Raw genomic sequence first — 14,681 nt, 5'->3', positions numbered from 1 at the left:
CATATCCTGGCAATCAATTCTATAGGGAATCAAGCTTAAACAAAGCGTTGTCGCAGGGTGGGGGAAAGGGCCGGCTTGCATTCCGGCAAGGAGACGTGCCCCGTCCATTCAAGGGCTCCATGGGATGAAGGTTCGGCAGGGCATCGGACCCGTGGGCGATATCCCGATCCGGTTGGTCCACCCACCCTGTTCTTCTGCCACATCCCCCTGCCCGAACGCGCGAACTCTCTCCCGTGGGAGTGGATTTATCCTCGTCTGCGCACCGGCATCCGCCGGCCTTCGGCAACCCTGACAGCAGTGGGAGGTTGGCATGGGTATGATTAGGCGCAGCTCCGCTGAGTTTCTCGGGACATTCTGGCTGGTCTTCGGCGGCTGCGGCAGTGCCGTCCTCGCCGCCGCCTTTCCGCAGGTCGGGATCGGATTGCTCGGCGTGTCGCTCGCCTTCGGCCTCACCGTCCTGACCATGGCCTATTCCATCGGCCACATCTCCGGCTGCCACCTGAACCCGGCGGTCACGTTCGGGCTGTGGGCCGGCGGGCGGTTCCCGGCCAAGGACATCCTGCCCTATGTGCTGGCCCAGCTGGTCGGCGCCTTCGCGGCGGCCCTGGTCCTCTATGTCATCGCCACCGGGAAGGCCGATTACAGCCTGGCCGTCAACGGCCTCGCCGCCAACGGGTACGACGCGCATTCGCCCGGCCAGTACAGCATCACCTCGGCCCTGGCGATCGAACTGGTGCTGACCTTCTTCTTCGTGCTGGTGATCCTGGGGTCCACCGACCGGCGGGCGCCTGCCGGCTTCGCGCCGCTGGCCATCGGCATGGCGCTCGTTCTGATCCACCTGATCAGCATCCCGGTCACCAACACCTCGGTGAACCCGGCGCGCAGCACCGGTCCGGCCCTGGTTGTCGGCGGGTGGGCGCTTCAGCAGCTCTGGCTGTTCTGGCTCGCCCCGCTGGCCGGCGGCCTTGCGGGCGGGCTGGCCTACCGCGCCCTTGCCGAGGAGATGCCGGCGAAGCCCGCCATCACCGGGCAGGCGGAAAGCTCCACCTGAAGCGGGCGCAAGACGATCCTTATCGCCGCCCTTATCGCAGACGGGACCGGTTCGCAGGGATCCGGTCCCGGAATGGCCCGCCTCCCGTGGCGCGCGCCCTATGCCACGCCGATGTCGCAACGCTCCGCCGCTGTCCATTGTTATTCAGGCAGGACCAACGGCGCAGAAGGCGTATTCATGCGGCAGTTCGACCCTGATTCCAACCCGATGACGGAGGCCGATTACGGCATCGTGCTGGGCCTGTTCATCGGCATCTATCTCGGCCTCCTGGTGATGTCGGCACTGCCTTGACCGTCACGGCTGCGGCAATCACGGCTCTTCCGGCAGCATAAGACAGCGGTTCACCAGATTCATCAGCTCGCTCTGGCGGGTGGTTCCGGTCTTGGCGAAGACGCTGCGCAGCTGGCTGCGCACCGTGCTGATCGCCACGCCGCGACGCTCGCCGACCTCGGCCGGGGTCAGGTCGGCCAGCAGGTCGGCGACGAGGCCGGCCTCCACCGCCGTCAGGCCGAACAGGGCGCCCAGCCGCCTCCCCAGCCCCGGCGCCACCGCGGCCGGATCGACGATGTAGACCATCGCCCGGATGCGCGCACCGCCGCCCCCACCATCCGCATCGTCGAACGGCCCAGCAGCCTCGGGCGACAACGGCAGAACGCTCAGCAGATAGGGCGCCCGGCCGGAGGGACGCGACACCCGGAGATCGGCCGCATCCCCCCGGCGCGCCGACGCCCCCTTTCCGCCCGACGACACCGCAGCCTCCAGCAGATGGGCAAGCCGGCGCGCCTCGCCCCCCTGTTCGGCCTGCAACCGCCCCTGCACAAGCCGCAGGCCGTCCCGCCCATCGATCATCGCCTGCCCGGCCCGGTTCAGGCCGGCGACCCGCCCGGCGGCATCGAGCAGGGCGACCCCCATCGGCAGCCGGTCGATGGCGCGGCCGCTCCAGCGGGCCTCCTCCCGGCCGTCCCGGCCTGCCAGCAACCGGACGCGCAGCCGCATCGCCCGCTGGAGATGCGGGGCGCAGTCCTGAAGGAGCCGGACCGTCTCGTCGGGAAAGGGGGAAGCGTCGGGGGGCCGATGGAGACTCAGCACCGGCTGCACCGACGAAAGCTCGCCGCCGTCGGACAGGGTGAGTGCGCACAGCCGGCCCATGCCGTGATCCCGCAGCAGCTCGTTGAAGAAGGCCGAGCGCCGCAGAACCGCATCCGGCACCAGCTCCTCGCCGCGGCGGACGGCGCAGCGGTTCAGCAGACCGCGCGCCGCCGCGGCGTTCGCCCAGACATCGCGGTGGCGGAAATGCGTGGTGTAGTCGGCCAGTTGCCTGTCCGTGATGTTGTGGCGGGCCCACAACGCGGCGGTCAGGCTGTCATGGCGGGGGGCGGCGGTGAACAGGAAGCCGTGCGTCGCATCGGTCAAGGCGCAGAGCCGCTTCAGGACGCCTCCCCAGCGCTCCGGGAAGGTCACCGCGTCGTAGATGTCCTCGATCAGCTGGTCAGCAGCGTCCACTACAGGGAAATCCTCCGTTTCCGATCAATTTCCCGTAGACAACGTCGCGCGCTCAAGCGCCATCGGTTGCATATGACCATCATCCGAACGCCTCCTCCGTCATGTGGAGGATGCGATCCCCGAAATTTTCCTCAAAAGTCACCGGACAGAATCCCTGCCGCAGACAGGAGCCTTCGAACCGGAGCACGCCCCCATGACCGCGTCCATGATCGATGACGGCCGAATGGATCATGCCGGCCCATCGCCGCAGCACTGGGCGACCGGAGGCCGGGTGCGCTGGGTCCTGGTCGCCGACCGCAATCCGTTGCTGCGCGAGGGGCTGCGGCTTTACCTGGAGACGCTGGGCTGGGAGGTCGTGGCGGGCGGCACGATGGAGGAAGGGCTGGCTCTGCTGGCGCAGTCTCCTGCCGCCTTGTCCAGTCCCATTGTTCCCGACTTGATCGTGCTGGGGGAGACCGGACCGGAGCGCCGGGAAGCCGGAGGGCCGTGGCCATCCGTCTTCGACCGGCTGACCGCGATGCGCAGTGCCGTCCGCCCTGTCCTACTGTCCATCGCCGCGGCCAATCACGACCTGATGGTCCGGGCGCGGAACCGCGGCTTCGAAGCCATCCACATCGACATGCCGCCGCTCAATCTGGAGGAATTGCTGCTCGGCTGCGTCCGTCGCATCGAACGGGGATAAGACAATAGCATGGTCTCACCACATGTTTTCATGAAGACATGCCATTTGTTTGGGAAAGTGGCATCCGGGTTGACAACGATGCTGCCCAAGCGGCTTCTCAACCCCACCGCCCCTTAAGAGCCCCGCCGCCATCATGCCCGACACATCCCCCCAAGCACGGAATGCCGGACGCCGCAAGGCTGCCTTCTTCGACCGCGACGGCGTGCTGAACGAAGACATCGGCTTCGCCCACCGTCCCGACCAGATCACCTGGATGCCGGGAGCCAGGGAGGCGGTGAAGCGGCTGAACGACGCCGGCTTCCTGGTCTTCGTCGTCACCAACCAAGGCGGGGTCGCCCGTGGCCTGTACAGCGAGGAGCATGTCCGCACCCTGCATCGCTGGATGCAGCAGGAGTTGCGCGCCGTTGGCGCCCATGTCGACGCCTTCTATCACTGCCCGCACCATCCCGATCATGGCGAGCCGCCCTACCGCACCGACTGCAACTGCCGCAAGCCGGAGCCGGGGATGCTGCTGCAGGCGATGGCCGAATGGCCGGTGGAGCCGAAGGGCAGCTTCCTGATCGGCGACCGCGACACCGACGTGCAGGCGGCACAGCGGGCGGGCATCGAGGGAACGCTCTACCGCGGTGGCGACCTCGACGCTGTCGTGGCCGGGATCCTGACGAGGATGGCGTGAGAGCGTAACGGCTAGGCCAGCCAGCCTTCGAACGACGGCGACAGCCACCGCCACAGCAGGATGCCCGCCGCCAGCCAGAGGGCGACCATGACCCCAGCGGCGGCGACGCTGACCGGCCGGGCGGACCGGCGCGCCGCAGCGGCCCGGTGTTCGGCCAGAAGCTCCGGCGGGATCAGTTGGACGACCAGCAGGATGCCGAGCGGCACGATCAGCAGGTCGTCCAGATAGCCCAGCACCGGGATGAAGTCGGGGATCAGGTCGATCGGGCTCAGCGCATAGGCGGCGACCGCCATCGCCAGGGCCCGGACGCCCCAGGGGATGCGCGGGTCGCGCGCCGCCAGATAGATCGCCAGCACGTCGCGCTTGATCGCACACGCCCATCTCTTTGCCGCCGAGAGCATGATCTGTCCGGCCTATCCCGCCCGCTGGACGACGGAGGAAAGGGAGGGCGAGCCGGCGAGATGGTATCCCAGCCCCGACAGCCCGTGCAGACCGACGTAAAGCCCGACCGCCAGGATCAAAGCGCCGGAGACATAGGGGGCTTGGCGGGCGATGCGGCCGAAGGCGCCGGACCAGCGGCGCTCGGCATGGCGCATCCCCAGCGCCGCGACCACGCCGGCCGACATCAGGGTCAGCGCCAGCCCGATGCTGAAGCACAGCACCAGCACACCGCCCAGGGCGACCTCCTTCAATTGCAGGCACAGCAGCAGGACGGTGATGGCGGCGGGGCAGGGGATCAGGCCGCCGGTCAGGCCGAACAGGACGATCTGGCCGGTGGTGACCGGCCGGCCGTCAAAGCGGCGGCGGATTTCCTCGGCATGCGTCCGCGCGTGCGCATCCTCCGGCTCGTCGTCATGATGGTGGTGGTGACCATGATGATGGCCGCGATCATGGTCGTGCTCATGATCGTGGTGATGGCCGTCATGATGGTGATGGGAATGCTGCTCCTGCCATGTCCGCGCCATCATCCACAACGCCACCCCGACGATCAGCACCGCCGAGGCGACCTGGAAATAGGGTTCGGTCGTCGCAGCGTCCCAGCCCTGGCCCAGTTGCAGTCCGGCTAGCGCCACCACCCACACCACCAGCGTGTGCGAAGCCGTCGCCGCCAGCCCCAGCAGGACCGCCTGCAACACCGTGCCGCGGATGGCGACGATGAAGGCGGCCATCATGGTCTTCGAATGGCCGGGCTCCAGCCCATGCAGGGCGCCCAGCAGGATGGCGCTGGGAACGAACAGCCAGGCCTGCCCGGTTCCCTGCTGCAACAGGGCAGCGAAATCCGGCATTCCAGCCCCCTTAGAGGTATTTGGTGATCGCCTTGAACTCGGCGACGGAGCGGCGGGACTCCTCCGGTCCGGCATCGACCGCGGCGTCCAGGCAATGGTCGAGATGGTCGTGGATCAGCACCTTCTTGGCCTCGCGCACGGCGCTTTCCACCGCGTGGAGCTGCTGCGCGATGTCCAGGCAGGGGCGTTCGGCCTCGATCATCTCGATGATGCCGCGCAGGTGACCGTCGGCACGCTTCAGGCGCTTGACGATGTCGGGATGGGAGTGGTGCTTGCTCATGTTCAGATCCTATCCCCCTGGAGGGGATAGAGTCAAAGACAAGCTCTTCCCCGGCCGGGATGGCGCTTCGCCCGCCACCCCGGTCCGGCAAGGCGATCAGTGGCGGGCGAAGACCTGCGGGCCGCCGGCGGCACCGAACAGCATGACCTGATAGGGCTGGCCGCTGGCCATATCCATGCCGGGGGCGTCCTGCGGCATGCCGGGGACCGCCAGCCCGCGGGCCTGCGGCCGTTCGGCCAGCAGCCGCGTCACGTCCGCGGCCGGCACATGGCCTTCCAGCACATAGCCGCCGACCCGCGCCGTGTGGCAGGAGGCGAGATCGTCCGGCACGCCGGCCATCCGCTTCATCGGCGTCACGTCGTCGACGGTGTGGACGGTGACGTCGAAGCCGGCCGCGCGCATGTGCCGCACCCAGCCTTCGCAGCATTCGCAGCTCGCCGCCTTCCAGACCTCCACCGCCGCGTTGCCGGTCGGGACGGCGGCGCGGACCATGCCCGGCAGCCCCACGGACCCGAGGCCGAGCGCCAGGACGGCGAGCGCCGCCCCCCGCATCATCGTCCGCCGTGTCATGTTCATAGAACCTCTCCTAACAGAATCAATGCCTTGTCCATCACGCTCACGGGCGGACGGACAGAAGGCGCAGGGCGTTGGCGGTGACCAGCACGGTGGCGCCGGTGTCCGCCAGGATCGCGGGCCACAGCCCGGTGACACCAAGCACGGTGGTAAGCAGGAAGACCGCCTTCAAGCCCAGAGCCAGTGCGATGTTTTGACGTATGTTGGCCATGGTGCGGCGCGACAGCGCCACCAGCGCCGCCACGTCGCCGACCCGGCCGTGCAGGATGGCGGCATCGGCCGTCTCCAGCGCCACGTCGGTGCCGCCGCCCATCGCGATGCCGACATCGGCGGCGGCGAGCGCCGGGGCGTCGTTGATGCCGTCGCCGACCTTCGCCACCCGCTGCCCCCTGGCCTGGAGATCGCGGACGATGCGCAGCTTGTCGTCCGGCAGCAGTTCGGCATGCGCCGCCATGCCCAGCATCCCGGCGACCGCCCCGGCGGTGCGGGCATTGTCGCCGGTCACCATCAGCGAGCGGATGCCGGCGCGCTCCAGCGCCGCGATCCCGCTGCGGGCATCGGGGCGCGGCTCGTCGCGCATGGCGATCAATCCGGCGGGGATGCCGTCCACCAGCAGGACCGAGACCGTCTTGCCCGCCTCGGCGAAGGCGGCGGCCCGATCCGCCTGTACCGCGCTCAGCGACGATGCCACGGCCTGGGGCGACAACAGGGCGACCAGGCGGCCATCCACTTTGCCAGTCAGGCCGGCACCGGGAAGGGCGGTGACCTCGCCGGCCGCCGGCGGGGCGATGCCGCGCTCGGCCGCCGCGGCCAAAATGGCGCGGGCCAGCGGATGGCTCGATCCGGCCTCCAGCGCCGCGGCATCGGTCAGCAACTCCGCCTCGCTGCCCAGCAAGGGGATCAGGTCGGTGACGCGGGGCTTGCCTTCCGTCAGGGTGCCGGTCTTGTCGAAGGCGACGGTGGTGATGCGGCCCAACGCCTCCAGCACGGCACCGCCCTTCAGCAGCAGCCCGCGCCGCGCGCCGTTCGACAGGCCGGCGGCGATGGCCGCCGGGGTGGAGATCACCAGCGCGCAAGGGCAGCCGATCAGCAGCACCGCCAGGGCGCGGTAGATCCACTCCGTCCAATCGCCGCCGGAAAGCAGCGGCGGCACCACGGCGACCAGCGCCGCCACCCCCACGATGCCCGGCGTGTAGAAGCGGGCGAAGCGGTCGATCAACCGCTCGGTCGGAGCCTTGCTCGCCTGCGCCTCCTCCACCAGTTGGACGATGCGGGCGATGGTGTTGTCGCGCGCCGCGGCGGTGACGCGGACGCGCAGCGCGCCGTCAGCGTTGATGGTGCCGGCGAAGACCTCGTCGCCTTCGGCCTTCGGCTTCGGCACGCTTTCGCCGGTGACGGGAGACTCGTCGACCGCGCTGCGGCCGGACAGCACAATGCCGTCGGCCGCCACCCGGTCGCCCGGCCGCACCAGGATGACCGAGCCGACTGCCAGCCCGGCGGCGGGAACGGAGTGCGGGGCGCCGCCGTCCTGTTCCAGCAACGCCGTGTCAGGAACCAGCGCGGTCAGGCCACGGATGCCGGCCCGCGCCCGACCAGCCGCCACCCCCTCCAGCAGTTCGCCGACCAGGAAGAGGACCAGAACCGTCGCCGCCTCCTCCACCGCGCCGATCAAAAGCGCGCCGATGGCGGCGACCGTCATCAGCATCTCGATGGAAAAGGGGGTTCCGGCCCGTGCCGCCGCCAGGGCGCGGCGGGCGACCGGAACCAGCCCGACCAGCAGCGCCAGCGGAAAGGCCCAGGGCTCCGCCGCCGGCACCAGCAGTCCCAGCGCCGTCGCGGCGGCCAGGGCCGCACCGGCCGCCAGGGTCAGCCGAGCCTTGCGGCCCCGCCACCAGGGCGCTTCGGACGCATCGTCGTGGCCGTGGGAATGGCTGTGGGAATGATCATGGGAGTGGGAGTGAGCGTGAGAATGCGGTTGGGCCTCGGCCCCGCAGCAGCCCCCGCCGCAGTTTGACGGTCCGGCCTCCACCACCGGATCGGCAGGGGTGGCGCCGTAACCGAGGGTCGTCAGCGGACGGACCACCGCATCGGCGCCCAGCATGCTCTCATGCGAGACGGTCACCGTCCCAGCGGGCACCGACACCCGCACCTCATGGATCCCCGGCACCCGGCGCAGCGCCGTTTCGATCTTGGCGGCGCAGGAGCCGCAATCCATGCCGGAAACCCGGTAGCGGCTGGTGCGCAGGGCGGTGCCGGCCTGCGTTCCGGCCAGAGGATCGGCCAGGGGATCGGGAATGGAGTCGGAAATCGGTCCGTGCATGGAAGAAGCTCCTCGATCATGGCCGTTGCCGGCAGCTCTTCCAAAGCCTAGATCCTCCAGTGACTGGAGGATCAAGAGGGAAATGCCGACCATGTCCAGCCTGCCCGCCACCCCGCCATCGCCCCTGACCATCGGGGCGCTCGCCAAGCAGACCGGCGTGAAGATCCCGACCATCCGCTACTACGAGAGCATCGGCCTGCTGCCGGAAGCGCCGCGCACCGGCAGCAACCGCCGCACGTACGACGGCGGGTCGGTCCGCCGCCTGCGCTTCATCCGCCATGCCCGCGAGCTGGGGTTCGAGGTGGAGGCGATCCGCCAGCTGCTGGCCATGGCCGACGATCCGGGCCAGCCCTGCCGGGAAGCCGACCTGCTGGCCCGCACCCATCTGGCCGAGATCGAGTCCCGGATCGCCCGACTGGAAGCTCTGCGCGACGAGGTGCGGCGGATGGTGGAGGGTTGCGCCCAGGATCAGGTGCGCAGCTGCCACGTGATCGAGGTGCTGGCCGATCACGCCCACTGCCTGCACGACCGGCACTGAAACCCTGGCTGCGCTGAAAACCCCGGCCGGGACGAAGCGCCGCAGCGGGCGGACGCGCGCTATGACCTGTAACCGGTTGCCCGGCGGGCCACGGGGCTTATAGTCAAACTCATGCAGTGTCGAAACCTTCCGTAACTCCGGCAGGCGCCACAGGGTGGCCTGCAGGAGGATCGGATCGCCATGGCGACGATAGAGGGAGCAGGCTCGGAGATGAGTGGGGGAGCGGCGGCAAAGGCGGACCGGAAGCGGGCGTCATGCTGCGGCTTCTGAAGGAAAACCGCCCGCTCCAGCGAATCGGGGCGCTCGGCATTGGCCTGCTGGCGGTGCTGTGCGGCGGCACCGCGATGGTCCTGGACCGGCTGCATGGCGAGACGGTGACCGAGGCGATGCTGGGCCTGCGCACGCTCAACGCCTCGCTGGCCGAGCAGACGGCGCGCACCATCGAAGGGATCGACCTGACCGTCAGCGGGATCGCCGAGCAGATCCCGCTTGAGAACCGGCGCAGCCCCGAAGCCTTCAGCCAGCTGCGGACGGACCGGCAGGTCTACGAAATCCTGAAGGCCAAGGCGTCGAGCCTGCCGCAGATGGAGGCACTGAGCCTGATCGCCGCCGACGGCACCCTGGTCAATTTCACCCGCCAGTTCCCGGCCCCGGTGCTCGACCTGTCCCAGCGCGACTATTATCTGGCGCTCAAGGATGCCGATCCGGGACGCGCCTATCTCAGCCGGCCGACGCAGAGCCTGGTCACCCGGGAATGGACGCTCTACATCGCGCGGCGCGTGAACGACCCGGACGGCAGGCTGGCCGGGCTGGTCGTCGGGGTCATCCGCCTGTCCTATTTCGAGCAGTTCTACCGCAGCCTCCATGTGACGCCGGGCAGCGGCTTCAGCCTGTGGTGGCGCGATGGCATGCTGCTGGCGCGCTTCCCACCGACGCCGGACAGGATCGGGACCGTCGCCACCGACCCGATCATCGACAGTCAGCTCTCCCAGTCCGGCATCGCCGCGACCACCCTGAAAAGTTCGATCGACGGCGAGGACCGCATCCTGTCGGTCCAGCAGCTTCGCAACTACCCGCTGGTCGTCGCGGTCAGCCGGACGCGCGGGGAGATTCTGGCGCGCTGGGAGAGTCAGGCGGTCGTCATCGCCGCCGCCGGGCTGGTCAGTGCGGTGGCGCTCGCCCTGATGCTGTGGGCGATGGCCCGCCAGTTCCTGGCCTACGAGACCGCCAACCGCGCGCTCGGCGAGCGGCGGCAGGCGGTGGAGGCCCGCGACGAGGCGGAGGAGCATGTCCGCCAATTGCAGAAGATGGAGGCGTTGGGCCAGCTGACCGGCGGCGTCGCCCACGACTTCAACAATCTGCTTCAGGCGGTGCGCTCCAGCCTGCACATGCTGGAGGCGGGCGGCGAGCTGCGCGGGGCGGAGAGCCGCCGGGCCCTGGAGGTCGCGAGCCAGGCGGTCGACCGCGGCGCCACCCTGACCCAGCATCTGCTGGCCTTCGCCCGCCGCCAACGGCTGGCACCGGCGCCGGTCGATCTCGGCGCCCAGGTGGGGGGGATGGCGACGCTGCTGGAACGCACGCTGGGCGGCGCCATCCGCATCCGCATCGACCGCGACGCCGATGTGCCGCCGGCGCTGGTCGATCCCCATCAGTTCGACATCGCCCTGCTAAACCTTGCCATCAACGCCCGCGACGCCATGCCGGACGGCGGCACCCTGACCGTCACCGTCAGCAGCCTGCCCATCGCCAGCCTACAGGCGGGGATGGCGTGCGAGGAGGCTTCCCCCGCCCTGGCGCCCGGCGGCTATGTCGCCGTGACCGTGCGCGACAGCGGGGCCGGCATGCCGCCCGACGTTCTGGCGCGGGCCTGCGATCCCTTCTTCACCACCAAACCGGTCGGGCAGGGCAGCGGGCTGGGGCTGAGCATGGTGCATGGCCTGACCGCCCAGTCCGGCGGCGGCATCCGGCTGGAAAGCCATCCCGGCCTGGGCACCGCGGTGACGCTGTACCTGCCCCACGCTCCGGCGGAAAGCCCGGCAGAAATCAGGGCAGAAATCAGGCCGGGAAGCAGGGTGGACGCGCCCGGCAGCCCGGCGGCCTCGACCGGAACCGAACCCCTGCCTGTGCCGTCCGCCGCCCTGCGCATCCTGCTGGTCGAGGACGACGCCCTGGTGCGCATGGCGAATGCGGCGGTGCTGGACGAGGCCGGCCTCATGGTGTCGGAGGCCGCCAGCGGCGAGGAGGCCCTGGCTTTGCTGGAAGCGGACGAGGGCATCGGCGTGCTGGTCACCGATTTCGCCATGCCCGGCATGACCGGTGCCGACCTGACCCGCCTCGTCCGCCGCCGCCGCCCCGGACTGCCGGTCCTGATCGTCACCGGCTATGCCGAGAAGGCGGTGCTGCAGGATCTGGGGCGCGAGCCCGGCATCCGCATCCTGTCCAAACCCATCCCGCCATCGGCCCTGATCGGTCATATCAGGACGGCACTGCAGGACCCCCGCGCCGCCATGGGTGCTGACGTCGGGTGCTGACGTCGCAGGCGGAGCCTCACCGGTCCTGAAGCGCGAAGCAGCCCTTCCCGGCCGTCTTCAGGGCGGTGCAGGCCGCATCGGCCTTCGTCGCGGCAAAGCCGGTCAGCCGGGCCTTGTAAAGGCCGCCGGAACGCACGACCGCAGGGCTGGTGCCGGCGGCAAGGGCGCCCAGGCGCTTGGCCGTGGCGCGGGCGATGCTCTGTGCGGCGGCTTGGCTGGCGAAGGCGCCGACCTGGATAGACCAGGGACCACCGGTGGAAGGGCCGCCGGTGGATTTCGCAGCGGGGGGCGGCTTCACCGCGGGGGCGCCCACGCTCACCGCCGTGCTGCGCTGGGCGATCGAGGCGCTGTTCTTGGTGATCAGAAGATCCGGCTGCACGGGCGCCGGCCTGGCCGGGCTGGTCGGGCGCTTGAAGCCGGCATCCAGCAGGTCGGCAACCCGGTCGTCGCGGGAGTTGGCGCTGTGGCCGCCCATCACCACCGCGATCAGGCGGCGGCCGTCCCGCACCGCCGAGGCGGCGAGGTTGAAGCCAGAGGCGGCGATATAGCCGGTCTTGATGCCGTCCATGCCGGGGTAGCGCGCCATCAGGCGGTTGTGGCCATAGACCGTGTCGCCCTGCCAGTCGAAGCTGCGGCGCTGGAAATAGGCGTAATGGCGGGCGTGGCCGCGGATCAGCGCGCGGGACAGGATCGCCATGTCGCGCGCCGTCGTCCGCTGCAGCCGGTCGGGCAGGCCCGATGCGTTGCGGAAGACCGTGCGGCGCATGCCGAGCGCGTGGGCACGGGCGGTCATCTTGGCGGCGAAGGCCGTCTCGCTGCCGCCCAGCGCCTCGCCCAGCACCACCGCGACGTCGTTGGCCGAGCGGGTGACCAGCGCCAGGATCGCCTGCTCCACCGTGATGGTGCTGCCGGGGGCCAGCCACAGCCGCGACGGCGGCATCGACGCGGCATGCTGCGACACCACGAGGCTCTGGTCCAGCCGCAGCGAGCCGCGCTCCAGCGCCTCGAAGGTCAGCATCAGCGTCATCATCTTCGTCAGTGATGCCGGATAGGTCAGGGTGTCGGCATTGCGCCCCTGGATGACTTTGCCGCTGCCGGCGTCCATCAGGATCTCCGCGGCGACCGGACCGGAGGTCTTTTTCGCCGAGCGCTTGGCCAAGGCCGGCAAGGGCGTCAGCAGGACCGCGACCAGAACCGTGAGAACGGTCAGGGAGAGCAGCAGCGTCGAGACGCGGGCGAGCGGGTGCATCGTCTCAGGTCTCCCTAGATGCCGGGGGAAAGGCGGGGCAGGATGGGACAGGGCAACGGGCGTCATCCGCCGGCCGGGCCGTCGGAAGGGCTGTCGGAAAGGCCATCGGACAGAAGCTTCCGCACCATGGCGCGGAAGGCGTCGACCGCCACAGGCTTGGCCAGCATGCGCATGTTATGGCCAAGCCCATCCTCGCCGTCGCCGTGCCTGTCGTCCAGGGCTTGAAAGGCATAGCCGGTCAGGAACAGGACCTTCAGATCGGGATAGTGCGCCTGCGCCGCCTCCGCCAGCTGACGGCCGTTCAGGCCGGGCAGCCCGACATCGGTCACCAGCAGGTCGACCGGCGGATTTGCCCCGGCCACGCCTTTGGTTCCCGCTTGGGCTTTTGTCAGCTGGGCAAGCGCCGAGGTGCCGTCGGCGGCTTCCAGCGTGGTGTAGCCGTCGCTCTCCAGCACCTCCACCAGCAGCATGCGGACCAGTTCCTCGTCCTCCACCACCAGCACGGTGCCCCGGCCGGTCCGGCCGGGCGGCAGCGCAGGCACGGCGGCGGGCTCCGCTCGCCCGGTGCAAGCGGCGGCGGCGGCATGATCGCGCGGCAGGTGGAGATGCACCGCGGTGCCGCGGCCGACCGCGCTGTCGATGCGGACGAAGCCCCCGGACTGGCGGGCGAAGCCATAGAGCTGGCTCAGCCCCAGGCCGGTGCCCTGGCCGATCGGCTTGGTGGTGAAGAAAGGCTCGAAGGCGCGGGCCAGCACGTCGGGCGGCATGCCGGTCCCGCTGTCGCGCACGGTCAGCACCGCATAGTCGCCGGCCTCCACCCCGGGATCGTTGACGAGGTCGGCCGGTGCGAACGCGGCGTTGGCGGTTTCCACCGTCACGCATCCGCCGTCCGGCATGGCGTCGCGGGCGTTGATCACCAGGTTCAGCAGGGCGTTTTCGATCTGGTTCACGTCGGCATGGACCGGCCACAGCGGCTCCCCCAGCTGCCGCTCCAACCGGATCTGCTCGCCCACCGAGCGGCCCAGCAGGTCCCACAAACCGGCCACCAGCGCGTTCAAATCGACGCGCTCCGGCCTCAGCGGCTGGCGCCGGGCGAAGGCCAGCAGGCGACGGGTCAGGGTGGCGGCCCGGTCCACCGCGGCGCGGGCGGTGGCGGTGAAGGGGGCGATGTCGCTGCGCCCGGCCGACAGCCGCTGGTCGATCAGTTCCAGGCTGCTGCTGATCGCCTGCAGCAGGTTGTTGAAGTCATGGGCGACGCCGCCGGTCAGCTGGCCGACCGCCTCCATCTTCTGCGCCTGGGCCAGGGCCTCGCGCGCCTCATCCAGCGCCTGCTGGGCCTTGCGGCGCTCGGTGATGTCGCGGGTGATCTTGGCGAAGCCGCGCAAGGTCCCGGTCTCGTCACGGATCGGGTCGATGACGACGCTGGCCCAGAAGCGGGTGCCGTCCTTGCGCAGGCGCCAGCCCTCCGCCTCGAACCTGCCCTCCGACAGGGCGGTGGCGAGTGCGCGCTGCGGCATGTCGGCGGCGCGGTCCTCCGGCGTGTAGAAGCTGGAGAAATGCCGGCCGATGATCTCGTCGGCGGCATAGCCCTTCATCCGGGCCGCCCCCGCATTCCAGCTGCGGACGACGCCGGTGGGGTCGAGCATGAAGATCGCATAGTCGACCACGCTCTGGACCAGCAGGCGGAACTGCCGTTCGCCGGAGATGGGCTCCCAGGCGGGCTCGACACGTTCGTCCTTCATAACAACGACTTTCCGGAACACAGGGGGAGTGAGACACGGGAAGTCCGATGATTCCCGTTCGATGCCGACGGGGTCAATAACCCAATGCGAATAGTCTGGTATTATTCCGCCGCATCACGCGGGATGTTCCGGGATTCATCCGGCGCGATTTGAGGGCGAAGAAATTCGCGGGGGAATTTACAGCCGGTACGGAAAAGCGGCCGTCGGAAGACACATTGGGAGAAAGAGACGGGCGCGAGAAAGGGGCGGG

The 14,681-nt window shown here is 69.7% G+C and carries 13 protein-coding genes; 5 read left to right on the top strand and 8 right to left on the bottom strand.

Annotated features, from left to right (window positions below; genetic code table 11):
* The first annotated feature begins 310 nt into the window (after positions 1–310).
* Positions 311–1,051, top strand: coding sequence for an aquaporin Z (gene aqpZ, locus ABNQ40_RS08535; RefSeq protein ID WP_109047012.1), 741 nt, complete (start codon positions 311–313; stop codon positions 1,049–1,051).
* A gap of 309 nt (positions 1,052–1,360) precedes the next feature.
* Here aqpZ and ABNQ40_RS08530 read toward each other — a convergent pair whose 3' ends face one another.
* Positions 1,361–2,554 carry a helix-turn-helix transcriptional regulator gene (locus ABNQ40_RS08530; protein WP_109047013.1) on the bottom strand — a complete coding sequence of 398 codons (1,194 nt, stop codon included), beginning with the start codon at positions 2,552–2,554 and terminating at the stop codon, positions 1,361–1,363.
* Between the two features lie 193 nt (positions 2,555–2,747).
* On the opposite strand from ABNQ40_RS08530, the gene ABNQ40_RS08525 reads away from it, so the two are divergent.
* Positions 2,748–3,236: a response regulator gene (locus tag ABNQ40_RS08525; RefSeq protein WP_109047014.1), complete on the top strand. Its 489-nt coding sequence runs from the start codon at positions 2,748–2,750 to the stop codon at positions 3,234–3,236.
* Between the two features lie 133 nt (positions 3,237–3,369).
* Entirely contained in the window at positions 3,370–3,912 is a 543-nt protein-coding gene (locus tag ABNQ40_RS08520) for an HAD-IIIA family hydrolase (RefSeq protein ID WP_109047015.1), read from the top strand.
* Positions 3,913–3,923: 11 nt separating this feature from the next.
* On the opposite strand, the gene ABNQ40_RS08515 is transcribed toward ABNQ40_RS08520, so the two are convergent.
* From ABNQ40_RS08515 to ABNQ40_RS08495, 5 genes are all read right to left on the bottom strand, one after another.
* Entirely contained in the window at positions 3,924–4,313 is a 390-nt protein-coding gene (locus tag ABNQ40_RS08515; RefSeq protein WP_109047016.1) for a YkvA family protein, read from the bottom strand.
* A 12-nt stretch (positions 4,314–4,325) separates the two neighbouring features.
* On the bottom strand, positions 4,326–5,198 hold the full coding sequence (locus ABNQ40_RS08510; protein WP_109047017.1) for a nickel/cobalt efflux transporter: 873 nt from the start codon (positions 5,196–5,198) through the stop codon (positions 4,326–4,328).
* Positions 5,199–5,208: 10 nt separating this feature from the next.
* On the bottom strand, positions 5,209–5,484 hold the full coding sequence (locus ABNQ40_RS08505) for a metal-sensing transcriptional repressor (RefSeq protein WP_391346274.1): 276 nt from the start codon (positions 5,482–5,484) through the stop codon (positions 5,209–5,211).
* 90 nt (positions 5,485–5,574) lie between these two features.
* Positions 5,575–6,054, bottom strand: coding sequence for a DUF411 domain-containing protein (locus tag ABNQ40_RS08500; RefSeq protein ID WP_109047019.1), 480 nt, complete (start codon positions 6,052–6,054; stop codon positions 5,575–5,577).
* 40 nt (positions 6,055–6,094) lie between these two features.
* Positions 6,095–8,266 (bottom strand): heavy metal translocating P-type ATPase, encoded by a 2,172-nt coding sequence (locus ABNQ40_RS08495; RefSeq protein WP_199235190.1) that lies wholly within the window; start codon positions 8,264–8,266, stop codon positions 6,095–6,097.
* Positions 8,267–8,462: 196 nt separating this feature from the next.
* On the opposite strand from ABNQ40_RS08495, the gene ABNQ40_RS08490 reads away from it, so the two are divergent.
* Together ABNQ40_RS08490 and ABNQ40_RS08485 are read left to right on the top strand one after the other, a co-directional pair.
* The gene (locus tag ABNQ40_RS08490; RefSeq protein ID WP_109047088.1) at positions 8,463–8,909 is read left to right on the top strand and encodes a helix-turn-helix domain-containing protein; all 447 of its coding nucleotides are present in this window, start codon (positions 8,463–8,465) and stop codon (positions 8,907–8,909) included.
* Between the two features lie 254 nt (positions 8,910–9,163).
* Positions 9,164–11,440, top strand: coding sequence for a hybrid sensor histidine kinase/response regulator (locus ABNQ40_RS08485; RefSeq protein WP_109047021.1), 2,277 nt, complete (start codon positions 9,164–9,166; stop codon positions 11,438–11,440).
* Positions 11,441–11,456: 16 nt separating this feature from the next.
* Here ABNQ40_RS08485 and ABNQ40_RS08480 read toward each other — a convergent pair whose 3' ends face one another.
* Positions 11,457–12,689 (bottom strand): D-alanyl-D-alanine carboxypeptidase family protein, encoded by a 1,233-nt coding sequence (locus ABNQ40_RS08480; protein WP_391346236.1) that lies wholly within the window; start codon positions 12,687–12,689, stop codon positions 11,457–11,459.
* 62 nt (positions 12,690–12,751) lie between these two features.
* Positions 12,752–14,431, bottom strand: coding sequence for a PAS domain S-box protein (locus tag ABNQ40_RS08475; RefSeq protein ID WP_109047023.1), 1,680 nt, complete (start codon positions 14,429–14,431; stop codon positions 12,752–12,754).
* Positions 14,432–14,681: the final 250 nt, after the last annotated feature.

The organism is Azospirillum sp. A23 (assembly GCF_042938965.1).
GTDB lineage: Bacteria > Pseudomonadota > Alphaproteobacteria > Azospirillales > Azospirillaceae > Azospirillum > Azospirillum melinis.
The sequence above is the reverse complement of the archived record's forward strand: the minus strand, read 5'-3'. Positions and strand labels throughout refer to the sequence as shown.